This is a genomic window from Enterococcus caccae ATCC BAA-1240, assembly GCF_000407145.1.
GTDB classification, from domain to species: domain Bacteria; phylum Bacillota; class Bacilli; order Lactobacillales; family Enterococcaceae; genus Enterococcus_L; species Enterococcus_L caccae.
The window spans coordinates 184,310-210,645 of record NZ_KE136475.1; the positions used below are offsets into that span (position 1 = coordinate 184,310).

18 protein-coding genes are annotated in these 26,336 nt (G+C 37.4%); 13 read left to right on the forward strand and 5 right to left on the reverse strand.

Features of this window, described 5'->3' with window-relative positions; all coding sequences use genetic code 11:
• Positions 1 to 226 precede the first annotated feature (226 nt).
• The 4 genes from I580_RS13685 to I580_RS13700 all read left to right on the forward strand — a co-directional run bounded on the left by I580_RS13685 (position 227) and on the right by I580_RS13700 (position 6,986).
• Positions 227 to 2,506, forward strand: coding sequence for a glycoside hydrolase family 65 protein (locus I580_RS13685; protein WP_010772107.1), 2,280 nt, complete (start codon positions 227 to 229; stop codon positions 2,504 to 2,506).
• Complete coding sequence (pgmB, locus tag I580_RS13690) at positions 2,499 to 3,173, forward strand: beta-phosphoglucomutase (RefSeq protein WP_010772108.1); 675 nt, start codon at positions 2,499 to 2,501, stop codon at positions 3,171 to 3,173. Before I580_RS13685 ends, pgmB begins: the two co-directional genes overlap by 8 nt.
• A gap of 134 nt (positions 3,174 to 3,307) precedes the next feature.
• Positions 3,308 to 4,318: a LacI family DNA-binding transcriptional regulator gene (locus tag I580_RS13695; RefSeq protein ID WP_010772109.1), complete on the forward strand. Its 1,011-nt coding sequence runs from the start codon at positions 3,308 to 3,310 to the stop codon at positions 4,316 to 4,318.
• 202 nt (positions 4,319 to 4,520) lie between these two features.
• Complete coding sequence (locus I580_RS13700; protein WP_010772110.1) at positions 4,521 to 6,986, forward strand: heavy metal translocating P-type ATPase; 2,466 nt, start codon at positions 4,521 to 4,523, stop codon at positions 6,984 to 6,986.
• A 108-nt stretch (positions 6,987 to 7,094) separates the two neighbouring features.
• Here I580_RS13700 and I580_RS13705 read toward each other — a convergent pair whose 3' ends face one another.
• From I580_RS13705 to I580_RS13715, 3 genes are all read right to left on the reverse strand, one after another.
• Positions 7,095 to 7,766 carry an NAD(P)H-dependent oxidoreductase gene (locus tag I580_RS13705; RefSeq protein ID WP_010772111.1) on the reverse strand — a complete coding sequence of 224 codons (672 nt, stop codon included), beginning with the start codon at positions 7,764 to 7,766 and terminating at the stop codon, positions 7,095 to 7,097.
• A 104-nt stretch (positions 7,767 to 7,870) separates the two neighbouring features.
• Complete coding sequence (locus tag I580_RS13710) at positions 7,871 to 8,230, reverse strand: winged helix-turn-helix transcriptional regulator (RefSeq protein ID WP_010772112.1); 360 nt, start codon at positions 8,228 to 8,230, stop codon at positions 7,871 to 7,873.
• Between the two features lie 43 nt (positions 8,231 to 8,273).
• Positions 8,274 to 9,281: a serine hydrolase domain-containing protein gene (locus I580_RS13715; RefSeq protein ID WP_010772113.1), complete on the reverse strand. Its 1,008-nt coding sequence runs from the start codon at positions 9,279 to 9,281 to the stop codon at positions 8,274 to 8,276.
• A 305-nt stretch (positions 9,282 to 9,586) separates the two neighbouring features.
• On the opposite strand from I580_RS13715, the gene I580_RS13720 reads away from it, so the two are divergent.
• Positions 9,587 to 10,780, forward strand: coding sequence for a multidrug effflux MFS transporter (locus I580_RS13720; RefSeq protein WP_010772114.1), 1,194 nt, complete (start codon positions 9,587 to 9,589; stop codon positions 10,778 to 10,780).
• 312 nt (positions 10,781 to 11,092) lie between these two features.
• Positions 11,093 to 12,001, forward strand: a complete 909-nt coding sequence (locus I580_RS13725; protein ID WP_010772115.1) for an AEC family transporter — start codon at positions 11,093 to 11,095, stop codon at positions 11,999 to 12,001.
• A gap of 177 nt (positions 12,002 to 12,178) precedes the next feature.
• Here I580_RS13725 and I580_RS13730 read toward each other — a convergent pair whose 3' ends face one another.
• Positions 12,179 to 13,696 carry a UDP-N-acetylmuramoyl-L-alanyl-D-glutamate--L-lysine ligase gene (locus I580_RS13730; protein WP_010772116.1) on the reverse strand — a complete coding sequence of 506 codons (1,518 nt, stop codon included), beginning with the start codon at positions 13,694 to 13,696 and terminating at the stop codon, positions 12,179 to 12,181.
• Between the two features lie 457 nt (positions 13,697 to 14,153).
• Here I580_RS13730 and I580_RS13735 point away from each other — a divergent pair, with 457 nt between their 5' ends.
• The 5 genes from I580_RS13735 (at position 14,154) to I580_RS13755 (ending at position 19,264) form a co-directional block, all read left to right on the forward strand.
• Positions 14,154 to 15,803: a putative polysaccharide biosynthesis protein gene (locus I580_RS13735; RefSeq protein ID WP_010772117.1), complete on the forward strand. Its 1,650-nt coding sequence runs from the start codon at positions 14,154 to 14,156 to the stop codon at positions 15,801 to 15,803.
• Between the two features lie 247 nt (positions 15,804 to 16,050).
• Positions 16,051 to 16,773: a pseudouridine synthase gene (locus I580_RS13740; protein WP_010772118.1), complete on the forward strand. Its 723-nt coding sequence runs from the start codon at positions 16,051 to 16,053 to the stop codon at positions 16,771 to 16,773.
• Between the two features lie 135 nt (positions 16,774 to 16,908).
• Complete coding sequence (locus I580_RS13745) at positions 16,909 to 17,796, forward strand: ABC transporter ATP-binding protein (RefSeq protein ID WP_010772119.1); 888 nt, start codon at positions 16,909 to 16,911, stop codon at positions 17,794 to 17,796.
• Complete coding sequence (locus I580_RS13750; RefSeq protein WP_010772120.1) at positions 17,793 to 18,614, forward strand: ABC transporter permease subunit; 822 nt, start codon at positions 17,793 to 17,795, stop codon at positions 18,612 to 18,614. Before I580_RS13745 ends, I580_RS13750 begins: the two co-directional genes overlap by 4 nt.
• Complete coding sequence (locus I580_RS13755) at positions 18,614 to 19,264, forward strand: TetR/AcrR family transcriptional regulator (RefSeq protein WP_010772121.1); 651 nt, start codon at positions 18,614 to 18,616, stop codon at positions 19,262 to 19,264. Before I580_RS13750 ends, I580_RS13755 begins: the two co-directional genes overlap by 1 nt.
• 3 nt (positions 19,265 to 19,267) lie before the next feature.
• Here I580_RS13755 and I580_RS13760 read toward each other — a convergent pair whose 3' ends face one another.
• The gene (locus I580_RS13760) at positions 19,268 to 20,119 is read right to left on the reverse strand and encodes an NAD(P)H-hydrate dehydratase (RefSeq protein ID WP_010772122.1); all 852 of its coding nucleotides are present in this window, start codon (positions 20,117 to 20,119) and stop codon (positions 19,268 to 19,270) included.
• Positions 20,120 to 20,270: 151 nt separating this feature from the next.
• On the opposite strand from I580_RS13760, the gene pepV reads away from it, so the two are divergent.
• Together pepV and I580_RS13770 are read left to right on the forward strand one after the other, a co-directional pair.
• On the forward strand, positions 20,271 to 21,686 hold the full coding sequence (gene pepV / locus I580_RS13765) for a dipeptidase PepV (RefSeq protein WP_010772123.1): 1,416 nt from the start codon (positions 20,271 to 20,273) through the stop codon (positions 21,684 to 21,686).
• Positions 21,687 to 22,092: 406 nt separating this feature from the next.
• Positions 22,093 to 26,313: a WxL domain-containing protein gene (locus tag I580_RS13770; RefSeq protein ID WP_010772124.1), complete on the forward strand. Its 4,221-nt coding sequence runs from the start codon at positions 22,093 to 22,095 to the stop codon at positions 26,311 to 26,313.
• Positions 26,314 to 26,336: the final 23 nt, after the last annotated feature.

Sequence of the window (26,336 nt, forward strand, 5' to 3'; positions counted from 1 at the left end):
CAATAATTGCGCAATCGTTTTCGTTGACTGTAGTATAAAGCAGTTTTTTATTTTTGTAAACCCTTAAATAAAATCAGCTCTTTTTTATTACTGATAAAACGATAGTATCATTATAGATAAAGAATTTTCAACTAATAAGTAGTGAGCAGCAAAGAAATGTTTGACAATGCAATCGGTTGCGTTTATTATGATGTTAAGAAGCAAAACATTTACAGGAGGAGAGAAAATGAATCATTTATTTGAAATAGACCCATGGAAAATTGCTACACATCAATTAGAACGTAACGAACGTCGTCTTCAAGAGTCGCTGACCTCAATGGGGAACGGATATATGGGAATGAGAGGGAATTTTGAAGAACACTATACAGGAGATCACCATCAAGGAACCTATTTAGCTGGTGTTTGGTATCCAGACAAAACGAGAGTCGGTTGGTGGAAAAATGGCTATCCTGAATACTTTGGAAAAGTTATCAATGCCGTGAATTTTATCGCGATGGATATTTTTGTGAATGGTGAAGTACTTGATTTAGGAATTCAAGAACCAAAAGATTTTTATTTAGAATTAGATATGCATAACGGATTGTTGACACGCACATTTATTCTTGAAAAAGAAGAGGCAAGAGTTAAATTCCGATTTGAACGTTTTTTAAGTATTGTGCAACAAGAACTAGCTGTGATTCGTGTGACAGCAGAAGTGCTTGAAGGAACTGCGGATATTCAAATTATTTCTAAAATCGATGGCGATGTTCGCAATGAAGATAGCAACTATGATGAAATGTTTTGGGAAGCACAACAATCTGGTTTTGAAGAAGCAATCGGCTTTTTAACAACTAAGACGATACCGAATCCGTTTGGCATTGAACAATTTAGTGTAACAGCTGCGATGAAACATGTCACAGAGGCCAAAGCAGGTGTGGCTGAAACGGAACCTTTGAAAGTACAACAATCGTTTCAAGCGAATCTACAAGCAAGTGAATCAATCACGCTAGAAAAACAAGTCATTGTTTTAACAAGCCGTGATATTCCAGAAGCGGAACAACAAGAAAAAGCAGTTCAACTATTAAATCAAACGACTAAAACGTTCGCTGAACTATTGAATGAGCAAAACGCCGCGTGGAGAAAGCGCTGGGAACTTGCCGATGTTGTAATCGAAGGAGACGATGCAGCGCAACAAGGTATTCGTTTTAATTTATTCCAATTATTTACAACTTATTACGGTGAAGATGAACGGTTGAACATTGGACCAAAAGGTTTTACAGGTGAAAAATATGGCGGTGCCACTTATTGGGATACAGAAGCTTACGCGGTTCCTTTGTATTTAGCGTTGGCCAAACCAGAAGTGACAAAAAATCTATTGAAATACCGCTATAACCAATTAGAACAAGCAAAACACAACGCTCGCCAACAAGGATTAGCAGGAGCGCTCTATCCAATGGTGACATTTACAGGAATTGAATGCCACAATGAATGGGAGATCACCTTTGAAGAAATCCACCGCAATGGTGCGATTGCGTATGCTATCTACAATTATGTGAACTATACTGGAGATAACGAGTATTTAAAAAATGAAGGATTACAAGTTCTCACTGAAATCGCACGTTTTTGGGCGGACCGCGTTCATTTTTCTAAACGTACTGGAAAATACATGATCCATGGCGTGACAGGACCAAATGAATATGAAAATAATATCAACAACAACTGGTATACAAACACGATCGCCACATGGGTATTGCAATATACCTTAGAAAATTACGACAAGTATCAAGCAGAAACACCAGTTAAAATTTCAAAAGAAGAGCAAGTACATTGGCAAGAAATCATTGAAAATATGTACTATCCATTTGATGAAGAGTTAGGCGTTTTTGTTCAGCATGATACCTTCTTAGATAAAGATTTAATGCCGAGAACAGCATTAACCTCAGCGGATTTACCTTTGAATCAGCATTGGTCTTGGGATCGTATTTTACGCTCTTGCTTTATTAAACAAGCGGATGTATTACAAGGTATTTACTTCTTTGGCGAACGTTTTTCACGAGCGGAAAAAGAACGTAATTTCTTATTTTATGAGCCGATGACGGTTCATGAATCTTCTTTATCACCAAGTGTTCACGCAGTTTTAGCGGCAGAATTAGGGATGGAAGAAAAGGCAGTAGAAATGTATCAACGGACAGCTCGTTTAGACTTAGATAATTACAACAATGATACCGAAGATGGGTTGCATATCACGTCAATGACAGGGAGTTGGCTTGCAATCGTGCAAGGATTTGCGCAAATGAAGACGGCTGACGAGCAATTAAGTTTTGCCCCATTCTTACCAAGCACGTGGACAAGCTATGCCTTTCATGTGAACTATCGTGATCGTTTGCTTTATGTGACGGTGGATCAAGACAATGTTCGATTACAACTTGTTTCAGGAGCAGAACTACCACTTACTTTATATGGAAATAAGCTGGTTTTAGCAGATGAATTAGTAATCGAGATGGAAAAGGTGAATCCTCATGTTTAAAGGTGTTTTATTTGATTTAGATGGTGTTTTAACGGATACAGCAGAGTATCATTATCAAGCGTGGCAACGGTTAGGAAAAGAAATCGGCATCACGATCGATCGTACGTTTAATGAAGAGTTGAAAGGGGTTAGTCGTGAAGACTCATTGACCTTATTACTCGCTCATGGCGGCAAAACAAATGACTTCACTTCAGCAGAATTTGCTGAACTAGCCAAGCGGAAAAATGAGTATTATGTAGAAATGATCCAACAAGTTAGCCCAAAAGATGTTTATCCAGGCATTCTGGATTTGTTAAAGAATTTAAAAAAACAAGGAATTAAAATTTCTTTAGCTTCTGCTAGTAAAAACGGTCCCTTTCTGTTAGAGAAAATGGCGTTGATGCCCTATTTTGATGGAATTGCTGACCCGAGCGCCGTTGCAAAAGGAAAACCAGACCCAGAGATTTTTCAATTAGCAGCTAAAAATGTTGGACTACAAGCAGCAGAATGTATCGGAATCGAAGATGCGAAAGCGGGGATTCAAGCCATTATTGCAAGCCATGCCTTACCGATCGGGGTAGGACGTTCAGAAGATCTGGGGGCAAATATCGCGCTTGTTTCTTCCACGAAAGAATTAACGTTTGAATTCTTGTTATCTGTCTGGCAAACAGCAAAAGCAGATAGTTGATTTCACTGTTTATTTAAACGACTATGCTTGAAAGAAAAAGACGATAGCAACAAAGCATCAATCTATGGTATTATTTTCTACGATGGAATGATTTATTAAAATTTGTACGATTAATCATGAAAGGAGGAGAATAGATGACAATTACTGTTAAAGATGTTGCTAAAAAAGCTGGTGTGGCTACTTCCACTGTTTCCAGAGTGATCAACGACCACTCAAGTATTTCAGATGCTACGAAGAAAAAAGTCTATAAAGTAATGGAAGAAATGGGATATGTCCCCAACATTGCGGCTAGAAATTTAGGCAAACGTTCATCAGGAGCAGTCGGTGTGATTTTACCGCCGTTAGATTCTCGTGAGCGGATGGGAAATCCATTTTATTTGGAAATCATTGAGTCGATCAATGATGAAGCCCGTAAACACAGTATGACAACGGCAATTGCCACGGCGCAATCTTTTGAGACGTTGTTAGAAAATGTTCAGCTGATGCATCGTCAAAAGCAAGTCGATGGATTCATCTTGCTTTACTCAGATAAAGAGGATCCAGTCATCGATTATTTATTCGAAAATCAAGTTCCCTTCTCATTGATCGGTCAGCCGTATACAAATGAAGATAAGGTCATTTACGTGGACAATGATAATCAATTACTGGGCAAACATGCCACTGATTACCTAATCGAAAATGGGCATAGAAATATTCTGTTTATTACGAATACCACCCATGAAAATGTTTATTATGAACGCTATTTTGGCTATCAAAAGGCGATGATGTTAGCGAATTTGCCAGTATTGCCTTCAGTGGATATGGAAAAGCCAGAAGATTATGTAGCATTTGAGCAACTTTTGAAAGAGACGAAGGCTACAGCTGCTGTTGTCATCGATGATATCTTCGCGATGCGAATGATTCAATTAGCACAAATGTATGGCTATCGTGTGCCAGATGATTTTTCGGTGATCAGTTTTAATAATTCGATTTACGCCACTCTCGTTCATCCTTATCTCACCAGTATCGATATTGATATTGCAGAGCTTGGTCGAATGGGCATGCAAAAACTGATTGAGTCACTGCAGGAAAAAGAAGCGACAGGGGTTCGGATGGTGATTCCGCATAAGTTGATTAAGCGGGAGACGGTACTGTCTTTGAAATAATAACGAATGAAATAGTTTTGAACATTCTACGGAAAGGATGTTCAAAACTATTTTTTTAGATTAGTTCATAAAATGACTAGATCTTTAGGTTGACAAATAGAATATTCTGCTTTAATATGAAGGAGAAATGATTCGACTACAAATATAGTCGATGTGGATATAAACATAAAAAATGATGCAAATAAAAAAGGAGATGGAAAAGATGGAAGCAAAAACATTTGATATAGAAGGGATGACCTGTGCTTCATGTGCGCAAACGGTAGAAAGGGCAACTGCCAAACTAACAGGTGTATCCAAAGCAACAGTTAACCTAGCAACTGAAAAGCTAAACGTTGAATATGATGAAAGCAAACTTTCAGAAAGTGACATCCAAAAAGCTGTAGCAGATGCAGGATACGAAGCATTAAGTAACGTCCAACAACGAACATTTGATATAGAAGGAATGACGTGTGCCTCATGTGCGCAAACAATTGAAAAAGCAACGGCTAAATTGAACGGTGTTACAAAAGCATCCGTCAACTTAGCAACAGAAAAAATGGTTGTTGATTTTGATCCGTCAGCAATAAACGTTTCTGATATTACCAAAGCTGTATCAGATGCTGGGTATGAAGCAATCGAGCAAGTGAATTCTACAGACACTGTAGACAAAGACCGTGAGAAAAAACAAAAACATATCAAAGACATGTGGCAACGTTTTTGGATGTCTGCAGTCTTCACTGTTCCATTATTATATGTAGCAATGGGGCATATGGTTGGCTTGCCATTGCCATCATTTGTAGATCCAATGATGCATCCAGAAACATTTGCTATGGTTCAGTTGATCTTGACGATCCCTGTATTATATTTAGGCAGAAGTTTCTTCACAGTGGGGTTTAAAGCCTTATTTAAAGGACATCCCAATATGGATTCACTAGTTGCTCTAGGAACGAGTGCTGCTGTAGCATACAGTTTGTACGGAACAGCGATGATTTTTGCTGGCGATCCACAATTCACAATGGCATTGTACTATGAATCTGCTGGTGTGATTTTAACATTGATCACGTTAGGTAAATATTTTGAAGCTGTTTCAAAAGGAAAAACGTCAGAAGCAATCAAAAAATTAATGGGCTTAGCACCGAAAAATGCCCGTGTTTTCCGTAATGGTCAAGAAATGGAAATCCCAGTAGATAGTGTTCAATTAGAGGATACGATCATTGTTCGCCCTGGTGAAAAAATTCCAGTAGATGGTGTTGTGATCGAAGGCTCATCTGCAATCGATGAATCGATGCTGACAGGTGAAAGTATGCCAGTCGAGAAAAAAGTTGGGGATAATGTCATTGGTGCAAGTATCAATAAAAATGGTAGTTTCCGTTTTAAAGCAACAAAAGTTGGGAAAGATACAGCATTGTCTCAAATCATTAAATTAGTTGAAGATGCACAAGGATCAAAAGCACCAATCGCTAAAATGGCAGATAAAATCTCTGGTGTTTTTGTACCAATCGTAATGGTGTTATCTGTTTTAGCAGGTTTAGCTTGGTATTTTTTAGGGCAAGAATCTTGGGTTTTCGCCTTAACGATCACAATTTCAGTACTAGTTATTGCATGTCCGTGTGCGCTAGGTTTAGCAACACCAACAGCAATAATGGTAGGAACTGGGAAAGGCGCTGAAAACGGCGTACTGATCAAAAGTGGTGATGCATTAGAAACAACCCATAAGATCCAAACAATCGTTTTCGATAAAACAGGAACGATCACAGAAGGAAAACCAAAAGTTACAGACGTTGTAACGGCAAATGGCATGGCACAAGATGAGTTACTCCGTTTAGCAGCATCTGCTGAAAAAGGCTCAGAACATCCTTTAGGAGAAGCAATCGTCAATGGTGCGGAAGAAAAAAATATTGCTTTTGCATCAACAGAAGCTTTTGAAGCAATTCCAGGTCTCGGAATCGAAGTAACAATCGAAGGTAGCCGTTTATTATTAGGGAATAAAAAATTAATGGATGACCGTACTATTTCTCTAGGTGATTTAGGCGATACGTCTGATCAATTAGCAGAACAAGGAAAAACACCGATGTATATTGCAAAAGATGGCGTGATTGCAGGAATTATCGCCGTTGCTGATACAATCAAACCCAACAGTATTCCAGCAATCAAAAAATTACATCAAATGGGAATCGAAGTGGCGATGATCACAGGTGATAACAAACGAACAGCCCAAGCAATCGCTAAACAAGTTGGAATCGACCGCGTTTTAAGTGAGGTCTTACCAGAAGATAAAGCAAATGAAGTCATGAAATTACAAAAAGAAGGTAAGAAAGTGGCGATGGTTGGTGATGGTATCAACGATGCACCAGCGCTAGCACAAGCAGATATCGGGATTGCGATTGGATCTGGAACAGACGTCGCGATGGAATCTGCGGATATTGTGTTGATGCGTAGTGATTTGATGGATGTACCGACTGCAGTTGAGTTGAGTAAAGCAACGATCAAGAATATCAAAGAAAACCTATTCTGGGCATTTGCTTATAATACGCTAGGAATTCCAGTTGCAATGGGTGTCTTGTATCTATTTGGTGGACCGTTATTGAATCCAATGATTGCAGGAGCTGCGATGAGTTTTAGTTCAGTTTCTGTATTGCTGAATGCCTTGCGATTAAAAGGGTTTAAGCCTTCAGCGTTGAAGAAGTAATTAGATGAAAAAATCGACTACTTTCTTAGTAATCAGTAAAAAATACTGATTTTAAGGCTGTTAGTCGATTTTTTTATGATTTAAATCAAGAGATAGAAAGTATTTATTTTATTCGATAACTGTCAAAATTTCATCCATTGATTGTCGTTTTTTCAGTGGTATTTCTTTTGTACGATAACCTAGTCCAAGCATATAAGAAACACCGAATTCATTTGTATCCAACAGTCCTTTTTTACTCAAGTAAGTTTCTACATCAGCTCGATTAAATCCTTCAATCGGACAACTATCAATTTCTAGTAAAGCGGCAGTTGTCATCATATTAGCTAAGGCTATATAGGTTTGCTTAGAAGCCCAATCAAACAATGAGCGTTCGCTGTTTAAATCAAAATCATTTACTTGAAATTGCTTGAACATTTGAGTTTGTGGAGCATCAGGTGAAAATGGTAGGCCGAATACATCTTCTACCATATGCTTAACATGTGAGCTTTCTGCAGTAACGTTTTTACGTGCTAACGCTATGATAAAATGACTGGCCCCATTTAAGCTGTTGATTGCGCCCCAAGCAAATTCTTTCAATTCTTCTTTTATTTGAGAATTTTCAATGAGTAAAAAAGACCATGGCTCATAGCCAAATGAGCTTGGAGACAAACGAGCTGCCTCCAAAATGGTTTCCCAATCTTCTGTTGGAATTTTTTTTGTTGGATCAAAGGATTTTGTAGCATGGCGATGTTCAAAAGCAGTTAGAATTTTTTGTCGTTTTTCTTGTGAATTGTTAGTCAATTTATTTTTCTCCATTTACTTGAAAGTTTATCGCGCTAAGCAATAAGTGACTTTAGTGTAAGGGACGGAAGCAGCGTTGTAAATCGGGGAATTTTTTTATACCATCAATTGAATGATTCCTGTATTTTTGACTGTTGTTTGTTAAATGAATTGCCCCAATGATACATTGACTCAATAACAGGAGCTAATGTTCGTCCATAATCAGTTACGGAATAACTCACAGCTATCGGTTTTTCTCGTATTACTCTTCGTTTAATGAGTTCATCTGATTCTAACTCTTTTAATTGTAGGCTCAACATTCGTTTAGTGATACCTGGAACAAAGCGTTGTAGTTCACTGTAACGATAAGCACCTTCAAAAATCAAATGGTATAAGAGTACAGACTTCCATTTACCCGAAATTAGTTGTAAGGTTGATTCTACCGAGCAGCCATCTAAACAATTATGTATTTTTCGCTTTTTCATTGCCTCGCGCCTTTCTTTTTACTTTCTTAATAGAGTAGGTCTTTTATAGCTGTATTTCATCATTTTTTTTAAGCAAAACTGCAGAGAATTCTTTGTGCAACGACCATACATCTTGTCCCAGGTTACTCATAATCGTAATGGTTTGATTCGTTGATCGATCATAGGAAGAAATAAATGAAATACCCGGATCTTGTCCTTGCATATAGGGAAAAGCACGCGCATTATTTTTAGCAATCCAAAAACCATAGCCGTAATAATCAGAAGCCTGCATTGTTTGCATTAATTCGACTGCTTGTTTTGTAATGATTTTTCCGCTAAACAATGTTTGCCAAAAATATTCGAGATCTTTTAACGTTGTAAAACATCCGCCAGCACCAGTTCCTTTAGCATCGATACTATAGATATTCGTGTAATATTCTGATGTTTTTTCATCATAGATATAAGCGTTCGCTACATTTGCTGGTAATCTGTCTAAGGCAAAATAGCCAGTCGAACTCATACCAGCAGGATCGAAAATTATTTGTTTTAAATAGCGATCAAACTCTTGGCGTGTCAGTTCTTCGATGATCGTTGCTAAAATAACATAGCCAGTATTGTTGTATTGAAATTTTTTTCCAGGAATATCCACCATTTTTTTATCAATGAATAAAGGCAAAAGATCACTGTTTTTACGTATTTTATAATTAGGAAAATCTATCCACAATTCAGCATAGTCATTGATGATTTCTTCATCATAATAATCACCTATCCCAGAAGTGTGATTTAGTAATTGATGGATCGTGACACTAGGATCGATGTTGGGGAGTTTCTTTGAAAGAATTTGATTGATTGGTTGATCGATCCCAATCTTCTTTTCTTCAATCAATTTCATGATTGCCACGGCAACAAAAGTTTTACTGCCGGATGCAGTGCCAAAAAGGGTATCTACATTGTTTTTTATTTTATTTGGTAAATCTCGATGACCATAAGCTTCAAATAATAGTGATTCAGCATTAGATGTGACACTAATAAAACCACTGAAGTCTGTCGGGACAAGTTGTTTTAAGTCCATGAGCAAAGCTCCTTTTTTTAGAATATGTAGCTATCATAATAATCTTATCATTAATTGATGGACAGATGTTTTATTTTTTTACTTTCTAGAAAAATGTTTGTGGTATTGAAATTGTAATGAGGTCTGTGCTACCATAAAAAAGATGTGAACTAAATTATAGTAAATAGAAAGGAAGTGATCAGCAGATGAATACGTATAAATTAATATTGATCATGCTCCCGCCGCTTCCCGGAGATAGATGTTTTTTTTCATAAACTACTTGGTTTTGCAGATCAAGCTGTAAAACCTTAAATGGAGGAATTACTTTGAAAAAAAGCATCGAAACTCGTGTACCATCTTTATTATTATTGATTGTTTTAGTTGGTTTTCCGCAAATTAGTGAAACCATTTTTACACCGTCGTTACCGGATATTGCGCATGATTTTCAAACATCCATGGCAACCGTTCAATTGACCTTGAGTATTTATTTTCTGGCTTTTGCGCTAGGTGTGTTTTTTTGGGGCTGGCTATCTGATTTTATCGGTCGACGCAAAGCTATGTTATATGGATTGTTATTTTACGGGATGGGTAGTTTTCTTTGTTTCCGTTCTGGAACGATTGAAATACTATTATTCGCCCGGTTTGTTCAAGCGTTTGGTGCAAGTACAGGATCAGTAGTCACTCAAACGATATTGCGTGAAAGTTATTCTGGTAATCAGCGTCATGCTTTATTTGCACAAATTTCTGCAGCACTTGCGTTTACTCCAGCGATAGGGCCTTTGATTGGTGGAATCGTGGATCAATATTGGGGCTTTAGAGCTGTGTTTTTTGTCTTGGTTGTAATGAGTGTATTGGTTTTTTGTTACGCATTTTTATGCTTACCAGAAACATTTGAGGTCGATAAACGCGTACCAGTAAAAGTAATACCGATCATCAAACGATTGTTAAAGAACCCTAAAGTGTTAACTTATGGTTTTTTGATAGGGGCGATCAATGGCGTATTGTTCAGCTATTATGCAGAAGCACCTTTTATCTTTATTGAACAATTTCATTTATCAACTGCTACGTATGGTTTTTTAGGTATAGGTGTAGCAGGAGCCTCAATTCTAGGCTCGTTATTGTCTAAACGTTTATTATCGATTTATCAGCCTGAAAAAATCATTTTGATTGGCATAAAAACAATGTTATTTGGCGTACTTTTTCTACTTTTGACAAGTATGGCAACTGTTCTTCCGGAATTAGGACAGTTTTGGTTGATGCTGCTGGGCATTTTTATTCTGCTGACGGGAACTGGAACTGCGTTGCCTAATTGTTTAAGTCTAGCATTGACAGATTTTCAGGATGTGATCGGAACTGCAGGAGCGATCTTTAGTTTAGGGTATTATTTGCTTGTCAGTTTGTTTACGTTTGGTATGAGCAAACTTCATAATGGGTGTTTGGTGACGATGCCCTTGTATTTTCTAGTTATCGGAAGTGTGATGCTTCTTTTAACGCGGAAGATTTTGTTGCCGAAGAAATAAGGATAAACAGGTTGAAAAAAGGTGTGAGACAAAAGTGCTAGTCACTTTTGTCTCACACCTTAAATTTGAATAAACGGTGGGAGCAAAAACAATCTCGACAGAAATAAGCTGACATTACTGTGACACACGACGAGGTACGAGTTGATGTAAAACCGTCCCGACCTGGACACAAAATGATGAAGCACAAATTCGTGAATTCCGGCTTATTTATCGAGGCTAAAGGTTCCAGTTCCAGTCGCTTTTGAAGTGGGTGGTTTCTTTTTTGCTATAATGGATGTAGTGTTGCAAGTAGATGAGTGAGGAGCGAGTTGGATGAAGGAAATTTTATTACAAGCGATTGGTTTTTGTTTTGTGATTTTTTTAGGCTATTTGATGAAACGAATTGGTTTATTGAGTAAGTCTGATGGCGGTACGTTGTCTGTTATTATCGTCAATATCACGTTGCCAGCAACAGTGATCGTTAGCTTGGCTAGTGTGGATGTTTCAGGAACGTTGGTTTTCTTATTGATCATGGGGATTATTTTGAATATTTTAGTGATTTTGATTGGTGGTCAAGTAAGTAAAAGACGCTCTGTTTTGGAGCGGAAATTTCAAATGTATTCTATGTCAGGGTATAATATTGGTAATTTTAGCTTGCCGTTTATTCAAGGATTTTATCCGTTAGCTGTGCCATTTCTTTTAATGTTTGATATTGGAAATAGTGTGATGTTGACGGGTGGTAGTACTCTGCTGATCGATAAAGTGGCCGGTTCTAAAGAAGAGACGACGTTAAAGCGGATTGTCGTATCCTTGTTTAAGTCAGCGCCATTTACAGCATATATGGTCATGTTAGTACTTAGAATCGTTCAAGTTCGATTGTCAGCCGATTTGCTAGGTATATTAGAAATGATTGCTAAAGCAAATGGTTTTTTATCGATGTTTATGATTGGGTTATATTTTGAGTTGAGATTGCCTAAAAAGACGATGCATTTAGTCAAAGAAGTGCTGACTTGGCGTTATTTGTGTGGAGCGATTTTTGCATTGATGTTTGCTTTTATGATTCCGTTAGATCCATTGTTACGAATTGTTTTAGTTGTATTGAGTGTAGCACCGATGCCGACTTTTTCAGTGATCAATAGTGTTAAAGCCGGAATGCCCGAAGAAACAGTTGGTTTTACATCATCTGCAAGTATTTTGATTAGTTTAGTATTGATGACAATCATTATGATGTTGATGGGATGAAGATGCAAAAAGAGCGGAGGGGAAATGAACATAACGTTTCGAGCTATATCCCACTTACGTGGAATCCGGATAGACGGTGGGAGCAGAAGCAATCCTTGCGGAAATAAGCTAAGAGCCCCAAAAATTTGAAGTATAATTTTTGGGGCTCTTAGCTTATTTTTATCGGTTTCTTTTCTTTTATTCTAAAATCAAGCGTTCTGCGATATAAAAATCACCTTCGTACGGTGTGTCTTCCCCGCCAACTTTTTGATATAAATCCGCACCTTTACCAGCTAAAACAACGGCATCTTCCGCTTGACTCATTGCTAAAGCTGCTTCGATCGCTTCACTACGATCAGCAATAATTTTAACAGGAATATCTGCTGTGATATGAGATTGGATCTCTTCGCAAATCGTGATTGGATTTTCATCAGCTGGGTCATCGGTAGTTAAAATAGCAATATCAGCCAGTTCAGATAAAACAGTGCCAAAATCTTTTCGTCTAGAAATGGCTTTGTTGCCCGTGCTGCCAATCACAACTAGCAGTCGACCGTTAGGGTGTTCTTCTTTGACAAAAGTCAAGAGGTTTTTTAAGCTATCATAATTGTGCGCATAATCTACATAGACTTTTGCGCCATTTTTATTTTGGAGTAATTCCATACGACCAGGTACAGTCGTTTCTTTGATTCCTTGTTGACAATCATTGTGTGTAGCCCCAACTAAGGTACTAGCAATAGCTGCACTTAATGCGTTTCCTTTATTGAAATCACCACCTAAGCGCAAGTGATATTCACCAGAAATAGCCAAGGAATCATTTTTTGCTTTGACGAAAAATGCAAGTGAGTCATCTGGAGTTGTCTGGTAGATATAATCTGTATCTTCTGATGACTGATTTCCATAAACGATGTAAGGTACATTATGAAGCTCGGCTGTTTCCTTCAATAAATGGAAATAATCAGATTCATGATTTAAAATCATGGTTTTAGAATGCTTGATCAACTGACGTTTACAATAAAAATAATCATCAAATGTTGGATGCTCAATCGGGCTGATATGATCTGGAGTGATGTTTAAAAAGATTCCAACATCGAAAAATAGACCATACACACGATTTGTTTTATAAGCTTGTGAAGATACTTCCATAATAAAGTGAGTCATATTATGTTGAACTGCTTCGGACATCATACGATAAAGATCAAGAGATTCAGGTGTAGTTAAATGTGATTTAAAAAAAGTCTGACCATCTAAAGTTGAGTTCATCGTAGATAACATCGCTGCTTTTTTACTGGTTGCTTGATCTAAAATAAATTTAGTGAAGTAAGCGGCAGTTGTTTTGCCCTTAGTACCAGTAAAGCCAATCAATTTTAATTTATTTTGCGGATAGTCATAAAAAGCCATACTTAAAACGGCCATTGCTTTTTTGATGTCTGTTACGATGATTCCTAGTGCGGCTGGGACATCATAGGGTTGTTCAGCGACATAAACAGCTAGTCCAGCTGTAATCGCTTTTTCTAAATATACAGATTTGAAATTCAGGCCCTTACAGAAAAAAAGTGTATCTGCATCTACTGTTCGAGAATCATATGAAAGGGCAGTAAATGTTTTATCGTACAACGAAGTAGGTATAGTCAAAGACCAATCGCTAGTTGAAATAAATTCTTTTAAAAGATGTTCTTTAAGTAAACATTCACGGATTTTTTCTAAAGAAATAGTCATCATTACGCCTCCAAGCGGTATCTAAAATCTGAATGTAAGGTTTTGCAGATAGAAACTTTAGAATTCATCATACAATTTAAACGACAAAACTTCAAGATGCTTGCTGACAGATGTAAAAAGTCTGAAGAAAATTTTTAATGAAGTAGAATTTTTTTTGTAATAAATATCTATTTAAAATAACAAGTGGATAATCAATGATTTTTGATGAAATTTTAAAAAAAACATAAATAACGTTTGGTATTTAACGTTTTGGATATCTAATATAAAATTAAAAGAAATAGATAAAAACGAAGTGTTTATTTGGTTTTTAGATAATTTAAAAATGATCGGCACTAATTTTTTACCAAATCTGTGAGGAAACTATAAATAAGTTAATTTATTCGAGAAAGTCGTTGCATATACTTGATTTAACAATTAAAATAAAGGAAGCATGTTCAAAGAAAGATGGAGGAGTTAAATGATAAATCAACCAAATCCTGCTGATCAACCGATCTTGACTAACCAAGAGAAAATGGTTAAAGGGTCTGCTTGGATGACAGCTAGTAATATAATTTCTCGTTTGTTGGGTGCGGTCTACATTATTCCATGGTATGCATGGATGGGAGAACACGCCAACGAAGCAAATAGTCTATCTTCAATGGGCTATACTGTGTATGCTCTCTTTTTATTAATATCTACAGCAGGTATTCCTGCTGCTATCGCTAAACAAACCTCGTACTATAATTCATTGAATGAATATAAGATTAGTCGCCAGCTATTTTTCAAAGCGCTTCAGTTGATGGCGATTTTAGGTGCGATTTTTGCGATTGTTATGTATCTAGCCTCTCCACTTTTAGCAAAGTGGTCCGGTGGTGGAGAAGAATTGATTCCGACGATGCGTTCGTTGAGTTTGGCAGTTCTGATTTTTCCATGTATGAGCGTGGTTCGTGGATATTTCCAAGGGAACCAAGATATGATGCCATATGCCTTATCACAAATCGTTGAACAGGTAGCACGTGTTTTTTATATGTTATTGACTGCATTTATCATCATGAAAATGCTAGATGGGAACTATGTCAGTGCCGTAACACAATCAACGTTGGCAGCATTTATAGGGATGTTGGCAAGCTTAGTCGTTTTATTTTATTATTTCCATAAACAAAAACCGATGTTTGACTATCTTGCGGCACACAGTGCAAATGAACATCAAGCTTCGACACGAGATTTACTGATCGAGACACTCAAAGAGGCACTTCCTTTTATTATCGTGGGTTCAGGTGTAACCGTGTTTAAATTAGTCGATCAATTTACGTTCTCTAATTTTATGAATACATTTACGGCGTATTCTGGTAGCCAGTTACGAACGCTGTTTGCGATTTTCAATGCAAATCCAGATAAATTGACAATGGTCGTGATTGCGTTAGCAACCTCTATTTCAGCTACAGGATTACCGTTGATCACTGAAGCCATTACATTAAAAAAATATCGTGATCTATCAAAACTGATTAGTAATAATTTGCAGTTATTTATGTTTGTGATGTTGCCTGCGACATTTGGTATGATCGTCTTGGCAAAACCACTTTATACGATGTTTTATGCACCAGATGATTTAGGTGTGTCTGTCCTGATCCAAGCATGTTTTGCGGGTTTATTTATGGGACTGTACATGTTGTCGTCGACGATGCTGATGGGAATGTATGAAAATAAAGCAGCAATCAAATATTTCGGTTTAGGTTTAGCACTGAAATTGATTGTTCAATACCCAAGTGTGCGACTTTTTGAAGTATATGGTCCATTGATCGCTACCATGATAGGATTCACACTTTCTTGTGTATTGATTATGAGAAAAATCAAAAAAGTCAGTCACTTTAATTTCGGTTTGACGTTGCGTCGTGGTTTGTTGATTTTCTTGATTACTTTAGTGATGATGATTGGAGCAATCATTATGAGACAGTTCTTGTACCTATTTTTAGATCCAACACGCAAATTCCAATCTTTTGTGATTATCATGATCGTAGCAACTTTTGGTGGAGCGATTTATGGGTATATCACATTAAAACTGCGTTTGGCCGATAAGCTAATAGGCGCCAGAGTGAGTAAAATTCGACATAAACTAAAAATAAAATAGAATCTATCAAATAGAGGTTGGACAGAAGTGTTTAACTTCGAGAACCAAGTAGGTACTGTGCAACATCAACTCATTCCTCGTTGTGTTTTACAGTAATGTCAGCTTATTTCCGAAGGGAGTGCTTTTGCTCCCATCGTTTATTCGGATTTCTTGAGGCTGAGATGTAACTCAAAGAGTTATGTCTCAGCCTCAATTTGCTTTGAAGCACAGTGAATGTTGTTACCTAAAATTTAAGGAGAGAGATCATATGCGTTTAGATAAATTTCTTGCAGAAACAGGTATGGGTAGTCGTAAAGAAGCCAAACAATTATTGAAAAAAAAACTAGTCACTGTAAATGATCAAGTCGTCAAAGATGGTAAAATTCAGATTGATGAAAAGAAAGATATCGTTAAGTTTGCAGGAGAAGAACTAACGTATCAAAAATATTATTACTACATGCTACATAAGCCGCAAGGGGTAATCTCAGCGACCGAGGATAAATGGGATCAGACAGTGGTAGATTTATTACGTGATGAGGATTATCGGGAAGATTTGTTTCCAGTCGGTCGCCTGGATAAAGATACAGAGGGCCTATTATTGTTGACAAACGATGGTCAATTAGCACATCAATTATTATCACCTAAAAAGCATGTAGATAAAGAATACGTTGCCACGGTTCAAGGGATTGTAACAGATCAAGATATTTTACAGTTTGCGGCTGGATTTGCATTGACCAACAAAGAGTTGGTCAAATCAAGTGAGCTAATGATTGACGCTATAAATGAGGAAGAGGAACAGTCAGAAATTCGTCTGATCATTCAAGAAGGAAAATTTCATCAAGTAAAACGGATGTTTGAAGCTGTAGATAAAAAAGTTATCTATCTGAAACGATTGAGGATGGGAAATTTATGGTTGGATGAAGAATTGGAGCTTGGAGAATACAGAGCGTTGACCGAAAAAGAAATTGAAGGCTTAAAAATGAATAGATAGAAGTTAGACAAAATACAAGCAAATGTGATTGCTTTACTTTAAGGCAATCACATTTGCTTGTATTTTCTTTGACTAGTTAGTCAATACAGGTATATACTTCAATTGACTAACTAGTCAATAAGGAGGAATAATAAAATGAATGCTGTTGAACTTAAAGGATTGACTAAATTATATAAAAAACAGCCAGCTATCGATCAAGTCGATTTATCTGTAGAAAAAGGAGAAATCTACGGTTTTATTGGTCCAAATGGAGCTGGGAAATCTACCACGATCAAAGCGATGCTGAATTTTATCTATCCAGATCAAGGAAAGGCTATGCTGCTTGGTTTGGATAGTATCAAAGATGCGAAAGAAATTCGCAAGCGAACAGGATATGTCTCCAGTGATGTTCGTTTTTATCCAAATATGACGACAATGGAAGTATTAAAATACGTAGCAGAGTTCCATCAACTGAAAAATAGCAAACAGCAAATTGATTATTTCATAGAACTATTCGATATCGATGCTAAGAAAAAAATGTCTGAATTATCATTAGGAAATAAAAAGAAAATCGCAATCACAGCAGGCATTTTACCGAATCCAGAATTATTGATATTGGATGAACCGACGAATGGATTAGATCCATTGATGCAACATCGTTTATTTGAAGAGTTAGAGAAGTACAATCAAAAAGGCATGACTATTTTTCTATCCAGCCATGATTTAAATGAAGTTCAACAACATGCACATCGGGCAGCTTTTATTCGTGAAGGAAAAATTATTACGGTACAAGATATTACTAAAGAAAAATCTCTAGGCAAAGTAATCACCTTGATTGGAGACCATATTCCATTATCGTTGTTTGAAAAAATTGGGGCTGCCATTTTAAAACATCAAGGCAATGAAACACGTTTATTTTACGAAGGGAACTTGCAGGAAGTGTTGCCATTATTAGCTGATGCGTCGATCCAAGATTTTACGATCACGAATCCAGAATTGGAAGATCAGTTTATGGCTTTGTATGAAGGGGGTGCGGTGAAATGATCACTGCTAAAATAGAAACTAAAGGACTTATTAAGGGATTGATCATCTGGTCAATATTATTTGCGGTGATTATTTTTGGCTTCAGCGCGGTTTATCCCCAAATGCATAGCTCTGCTATGGAAGAGCTTTTAGGAGCAAAACTGAATGGTCTATCTCCTGCGCTTTTAAAAACCTTTAATATCAGTGTGGATGGCCAAGCAAGCTTTTTAGTTTCTACAGGTTTCTTTGCTTATTATTTTCAATATATGTTTCTAGCCGCATTGATTTACGCGATGATGCTAGGCAGCCAAGCGTTGATCAAAGAAGAGACTGACGGTACCATTGAATTTTTATATGCTCAACCTGTGACACGTAGAGAAATTGTAACGAGCAAATTTGTAGCGAACTTGCTTATCTTGCTTATCTTCTGGCTGATTTCATTTGGTATATCTGTAGGTTCTACCTTAGTATATCGTCAATCAACCGATTCTGTTCAGACGATAGTTAGAGAAATCAGTAAAATATTTACACAAGAAAGTTTGATTTTGTTGTTCTTTTTAACACTTGGTTTTTTTGTTTCAACATTTTTAAAATCAAGCAAGCAAAGTACAAGTGTCTCCTTAGGGATTGTTTTCGGTTTTTATTTGATCGGGATTTTTTCTGATTTGAATGATTCATTTAGTTGGGCAAAGACGATTTCTCCAACCCATATGGGGATTCCAAGTAATTTATTGGACAAAGGTTTATCGGCAGCAAATGTAGCGTTATTGAGTATTTTAATTATTTTATTCCTAGGTGGAACATACATGGTTTACCAACGGAAGGATTTGAAAGTCTAGTGAAAGAAATCAACAGCGATCAACAAAAATATGATCGGATTCTAGCGGCGGCTTTAAAACATTTTTCAAAATATGGCTATCAAAAAGCCAACACAGATGAAATAGCAAAAGAGGCGGATGTGTCTAAAGGCTTGATTTTTCATTATTTTGGCAAAAAACAAGTGCTGTATGAACAGACAATCAGCGAAGTGATCGACTTTTTAAGTGAGCAGTCCAAAGAGTTATTCACAAAGAAGTATACAGACTTAGTAGACGTAGTGATTGTAGCAACTCGGCATAAAATAAAGTTAGAGCAAGAATATCCAGACCAAATTCGTTTATTGATCACAGCTTATGCACAAAAACAACATTTACCGACAGAAATCCAAGCAAAATTATCACAGTATATGGATGAAAATAGGGCGATCGCACAACAACTTTTGACGGGGCTCATTGAACAGCTACCGATTAAAAAGAAAATTGCAAAACAAGATGTCGTTCAGTTGGTATTAAGTGTATTTAATCAAATTTCTGTGGAAAGTCTACAATTTTTAAAGACCCACCCAGAAGTAACGGAAGTCAAGCAAATGCAGTTTTTGGCTGAACGAGCTGAAATTTATATGGCCATTTTACAGACAGGATTTCTAGCGAATAAAACAGAGGAAAAATGAGTATCATTTTTCCTCTGTTTTATTCTTTAAACGCTCAAATCGTTTCATATAGTGGGGCAGGTTTTTACTGATTTCCGTCGGCAATACAACGTAGTTTTCTTTCCCTAATTCTTCTCCAATCAAGCTATGAAGATAAACAGCCGCGCAAATGGCCCCTTCTTTGTCTTTAAATTGAGCCAAAAAACCAGTAATCATTCCTGCTAAAGTATCACCCATGCCGCCTGTTGCCATAGCAGGAGTTCCTAATGGATTCTTGTATTGGACATTTTGCATATAAAGCTCTGTTCGATGACTTTTTAAAATAATCGTTGCGCCCAATTGTTTTTGCATCGCTTGATTATTCTCAAAGGTTTGTTCGCCGATCTTTAGTCCGCTCAATCGTGTCCATTCCATTTGATGAGGTGTGAAAACAACTTGTTCTGGGTAAGGTAAAGCGTAATGATTTTGAGCAAACAAAGTAATAGCAGAACCGTCGAGCACGAGCCATTGTTCAGGTTTTTGCCTCTGTAAAACTGTTTCTAAAAGCTGCTCACTGTGAGCAGACAAACCCAACCCAGGTCCAATCAAAAGCACATCCGCTGTATCGACCAAATCATTGAATTCTTGCGTGAGTACCCAATCCAACACCATCGCCTCAGGTAAACGAGCATGGAGAGCTGCATGATTTTTCTCTGCCGTAATGACAGAAGTTAAACCAGACCCTGATTTGAGACAAGCTTCTGCACTCATGATGATTGCCCCGCCATAAGTCTCATTTCCACCAATTAAAACAGAGCGTCCGAAGGTTCCTTTATGAGAATGGTGCGGACGAGGTTGGATTACAGTAGTCAGGAATTCTTGTGAGAGTTCTTCCAACTAAGGCACCTCCTTTAGTGATTTAGCTTCAGTATAAATCTGTTTTGATTGAAGCGCAAAATATTACGGAAAAAACTGTTCCTGCCTTTTTCTTTTAAGTCAGTTAGTGGTATGATGGGAAGGTAGAATAATGAATTGGAGTGACTAAAAAATGACAATTGATTGGCAAAAAGAAGTAGACGCACGTAAAGATGCGCTATTAGAAGATTTACAAAATTTATTACGTATCAATAGTGAGCGTGATGACTCAAAAGTAACATCAGATGCACCCTTTGGACCAGGACCTGTAGCGGGCTTAAAACATATGTTAGCGTATGGCGAACGTGATGGTTTTGTCGTGAAAAATGTGGATAACTATGCTGGACATATCGAATATGGTGAAGGTGATGAAACCTTAGGGATTTTCGGGCATATGGACGTAGTACCTGCTGGTGACGGTTGGGATACAGATCCGTATGAACCTGTCATCAAGGATGGTAAAATCTTTGCACGTGGTTCAAGTGATGATAAAGGCCCAAGTATGGCCGCTTATTATGCATTAAGAATCATCAAAGATTTAGGAGTACCATTATCTAAAAAAGTTCGCTTTGTTGTTGGTAGTGACGAAGAAAGCGGCTGGGGAGATATGGATTATTACTTCAAACACGAAGAAAAACCTGACTTTGGCTTCTCACCAGATGCAGAATTTCCAATCATCAATGGTGAAAAAGGAAACGTAACAATCCGCTTGACTTTCAAAGGTGGAAACGGCGTGGACTATCAATTGATTAGCTTTAAATCTGGTTTACGTGAAAATATGGTTCCTGGAACTGCAACGGCAATCGTAACAGCTGCTTCAGCAGATGATGCAGCATCTTTAACAGCATCATTTGAAACATTTATTAAAGAAGAACAAAAAATTTCAGGACATGCGGAACTTTCAGATCAAACAGTTACATTCCATGTTGTTGGGAAAGGCGCACATGGTGCTAGTCCGCAATCAGGAATTAATGCTGCTACATTCTTAGCAACTTTCTTAAATAATTACAGCTTTGCTGAAGGGGCATATAGCTTCATCAATACATTAGCAGAATTCGTTCACGAAGATTTCTACGGTGAAAAATTAGGAACTGCATTCGAAGATGAAAAAATGGGCAAGTTAACAATGAATGCTGGTATTGTTAATTTTGATCCTGCCAATCCAGAAAATAGCTTAGTGACATTAAACTTCCGCTATCCAAAAGGAACTTCAGCCGAAGAATTACAAGAAAAAGTGCAAAAAACAGTGGGAGAAAATGTAACTGCCACACAAGGTGGACGCAACCAAGAACCACATTATGTGCCGGCGGATGATCCATTGGTTGAAACATTATTACAGGTTTACGAAGATCATACTGGTCAAAAAGGCCATGAACAAATCATTGGTGGCGGAACTTACGGACGTTTACTAAAACGTGGTGTCGCATATGGTGCGATGTTCCCAGGCTATACGGATACTATGCATCAAGCGAATGAGTTTATGGCATTGGATGATTTATTCCGTGCAACAGCAATTTACGCGGATGCGATTTATCGTTTGGCTAAATAGTAAACATCAAAGATTGTCTGGACTATTTTTCAGTTAATCTTTATAAATAAAATTGATTACATTAAAAATAAGGGAGAATATCACTAGTGATGTTCTCCCTTATTTTGGGTGTAAAGAACAAATATATTCAGTCAATGGCCTTTTTGGGGAGATTGTAGGTGAAAAAAATGCTAAAGCTATAATTACATAAAAATGTTAGAGATCACATACTTATATGTTTCTGGAAAGCGCTTACTTGTTGTTTTTTATATTTAGAAATCAAGGTATCATGAATAATGATATCTTGACTTACAGAAGTTGAGATGGTTAAAAATAAGAAACGTTTCTAAAAAGTCGTATGAGAGAATACTGGATTTCTTCTATCTCTCCACTAAATAGTTAAAAGAAAGAAGGATGTGCAAAATTAATGAAAAAATTTTTTCGAATTTTAAGTGTCTTCCTTGTAGGAATAGCGATGATAGGTTATTTTTATTTGAATAATACAAGTATCAAAGCTGAAAATGAACCTGAGCAGCAGACACAAGTACATAGAAGCACAGGAACAAGTAGAGCAACATTTGAAGGTGAAACTAGGCAAGTTTCTACTAGAGAGGCAATGAGAGATGCGATAAACAATGATAAGGTGTCACAAATCGAAATGCTAAATAATATAACTATGGATTACACTGTTAGACCTAAAGCCATAAGTAGAGATCTGGTTATTAGAGGAAATGGTTTTGCTTTGCAAATGACAGGAAGCGCTTCTTGGGAGGTAGGTTACGGGAAGCATACCTTTAGGTTGGAAAATATGAAACTAGGTTCTAATTCTAACGGGGCAATGTTTAAGTATCCTTCTTATTCTTCTTCTTTTTCTAAAAGCTATATGGAAATGGAAAATGTAAGTGAGACAGCAAACAACAAGGGAAATATCACTGATTTAGGTTCTTCACATGTTGTTTTTACTGGTGGAAAGAATGAATTTAAGTCTACCAGTGCTAAATCCTATTTATTTGCAATGACAAGTATGACACTTAAAGGTGGTGCAGAAGTTTATATAGAGCAGCCTGACATCACAATAATAAAAAAAAATGAAGGCATTAACGCATTGTCATACGATTTGAACATCACAGAAAATTCAAAGATGATTATCAATACAAAACAAAGTGGCACCCCTCAATCACCTCTAAGAGGGCTGAGATATATCAACGTAAAAACTGACTCCTCTTTAGAAGTCAATGCTTTAGCATCAGATACGTCAACTTCAGTGCCTGTTGTAGACTTTGATACTAATCCTATCGATTCCAGTGGTTTATTTGTGAGTGGCAACAGTAAAGTATCTATTTCTGGAACAGGTAGTCGTATGGGGATCAATCTTCCAGGAGAAATATATAGTACAAGCGTTAGTGCTACCAATAAGTCAACGTTGAATGTGAAAACGAACCTTGGGCCTAATGTTGTTGTAGGCAACGGAAAGGATACAATAATTAAGGCGACTGGAGGAAGTCAAATAGATTTTGAAGGGACAGGAGAAAAAGTAATAGATGTTACTGCATTGTCACCTCAAATTAATGTTTCACAGAATAGTAGAATCAATGTCCAACATAATACCAACACGGCAGGATCAAGTATCAACTTGTATGGAAAGGGGACTTTATCTATACATAAAACGGCAATTAATGTAACCAATTCTAGTGAGTTGAATATGCAACGTAATGGAGGGGACGCTGGATCAAATATTTATTTAGAAGGCACTCTTCCAATGGTTAATGTGACAACTGGGAGTAAGACTACTTTAAAAAATTCGGGTATAAGTTCTTTGTGGATGAAAGGAAGTAATACCCAGTTTACTGTATCTGAAAGTGAATTTAATCAGGAAAGTACCTCACAAACTGGGGGGATGGCAGCTGGCGGAATTTACATGGTTGGAAATGCACCAAATATGATGATAGAAAAGAATAGCACTGTGAAGTTGAATGGATTAACCTCTCCAACCATTCAACTGGATGGAACGGGTGCTAAATTATCAGTCACTGGCGGATCAAAAATGAACAGTAAAGTTGGCGATACAGATAGCATCCGCTTGCTTGGAAATCAACCACAGTTAACTGTTTCTGGAGTGGGAACATCGTTTGTGTCTGAAAGCAATCGTCAAAGATTCGTAGATGGGGCTGGCACGATTTACTTAGGAAATCTTGATGCTGAGAGACTATCTACAGGTGCAGCTATTACGGTAGAGGATCAGGCAGAAGTAAATTTGAAGTCTAATTTATCAAGTGCAATGGTCATGCAGTCAAGTTATGGCGTATTTAATCTATCCTCAGGTGCTAAGATAAACCTTACGTCAGGGCCAACGGATGGCTATGTTAACAATGCAAATGCAACCTTAAGATTTATGAGAAGTGGTTATGGAAGCAGTCAAAATGGCCATTATCTATTTAATATTGATAATGCGGAAATGAACATTGAAAAAAGCGGTGGAAGTGCTGCTGGGGTTAGATTGTTTGGTCATGGAAACCAAGTGAATGTAAAAAATAATGGGAAGTTCTCGATAAATAATCCTGGAAAAGGCACTCCTAATGATGGTGGAACAGCGGAAGGAAATCAAGGGGTTCACTATACGAAGGCCACGGATGTCACTGGAGATAGAAATGAATTTAATGTAACTGGACAAGGTTCAGAAGTAAGAATTGCTGCTAATTCAGGTCCAGCAATTGATATGCATGATCAACCAGGCTTAATTACTGCTTCAAATGGTGGTTACTTTGAAGCTAGAGGGAAGACCGCTACGACAAATACAGGGATTTTTAGAACATCAAATCGTTTAGATGTTGTATTTGATAAACCATTATTCATGGACTTTACGAATACTCGAGGAAATGGTGGGAATATCTTCACAGTGAATAGTAGCTCAACATTAACAGCTACTAAGAGTGACTTATCTTTATGGAAGAAAGGAACTGGAGTAGAGCAAGATCCAGACTTGAATTTTATTGATTTAAATTATGCGTTCAAAGGCTCTAACTTTGATACGCTTGGTACGACAAATAGACCAGGTGATTTCAATACCAATACGATTGGCACACAAGGATTAACGAACTATACTCGATTAAGTAGTAATAACGCACGTTGGGCGATTGCAGATACGCTTAGAGTACCAACGACTGCAGACAAAAAAATTCATGGTCGATTGAGTGTACCAGTAGGACTTAACCGTACACGGCCAGCCTGGGATAATGAAGTAGAAGCTACTGTAGAAGTACAGAGAGCAGATGGGGAAAAAGAAGTCTATGAAAAAGTGAAATCAGTAGGGGATAGTAAAGCGAAACCTGGTATCAGTATTTATGGAGAGAAACCTCAAGGAGGACTTTTTGAAATTGATACAGGGAAATACTTTGAAGTTGGAGATAAAGTCACTATTACAAAAGTAAACTTAACAAGTGGAGAACTAACGCCAGGATTTGATAATCAAATTTTAACAAAAACAGTCGAACCATTCCAAATCATACCTCCAAAGCCTGTTACGGTCGAAAGTAATGCGATTAACAATCAAGCCACAAGTATCAAAGGGCATGTGGAAGATAGAACGGTAGAAATTACGGCTACATTAAACGGACAACCTCTGGATACATCTAATGTAGTTGTTGATGAAATGGGGAACTTTGAGCTGTCTCTGGAAGCTATAACGTTAAAAAAAGGAGATGAGATTCAACTCTTTGCAAGAGACCATGAAGGGTCAGCATTAAAAGCAGGAGTAGTGAATCCACCGATAACGAACAATGATACAGGGAATAGTAACCCTAGCCAAAAATTGACTTTTCATGATACATCATTTGAAGCTGCACCTACAATTAATGTGAGTGAGCTCATGCCTTTAAGCGTTCTATTCCAAGATGAAAATGGCCGGGCGATCCATAAAACGTTGACAATGTTCAAGGAACCAAATGAATCGGTTGATTTAACGAAGGAAGAGCAGATTACAAGCGCGATTCAAACATTAAAAAAACAAGAATACAATCTATTAAAAAAACCGAAACCAGAAGTAATCATAATGAACGAGGGAAAAACTATCCTTTATCAATTTATGGGCCCGACAGAAGAGCTAATTTCAGACAAAGAACCGCAAACAGATGAATTTACGATTCGGGCCGTTTCTGACTTTAAATTCCCACATGTTCCAATCGGAACAACGCGAGCAATCAAGTTGGATAAATTAACACCTGAACCCTCAGAAGGTGCAAAAGGCTATAGTTCAGGAATTGAAGTGGCAGATATGTCCGGAACTGCCAAGGGGTGGAATGTGAAAGTAGCCATGACAACACCCTTGCAAACAACTGAGGGGAAAGAACTAAAAGGCTGGGAATTGTATATTCCAACTGAAAAAGTAAAATCTGGTGGAGTAGAAACCAAAGACGCGATTGGACATTCGGTGACCGTGACTAAAGAAGGCGCAACAGGATCAGTCTTTAGTGCAGCCCAAGGTAAAGGCAAAGGCCGATTTGCAGATATATTCGAATCCTATACAGAAGAAGCAACAACAGAAGAAGGACTTACTAGGAAAAAAGGTGTTCAACTGACTGTTCCAAGTGGTGCGTATAAAGGTGCCTATCAAGGGAAGCTGACTTGGACGCTGCAGAATGTACCAAATTAAATTAGTTAAGAGTGGGTCTTAAA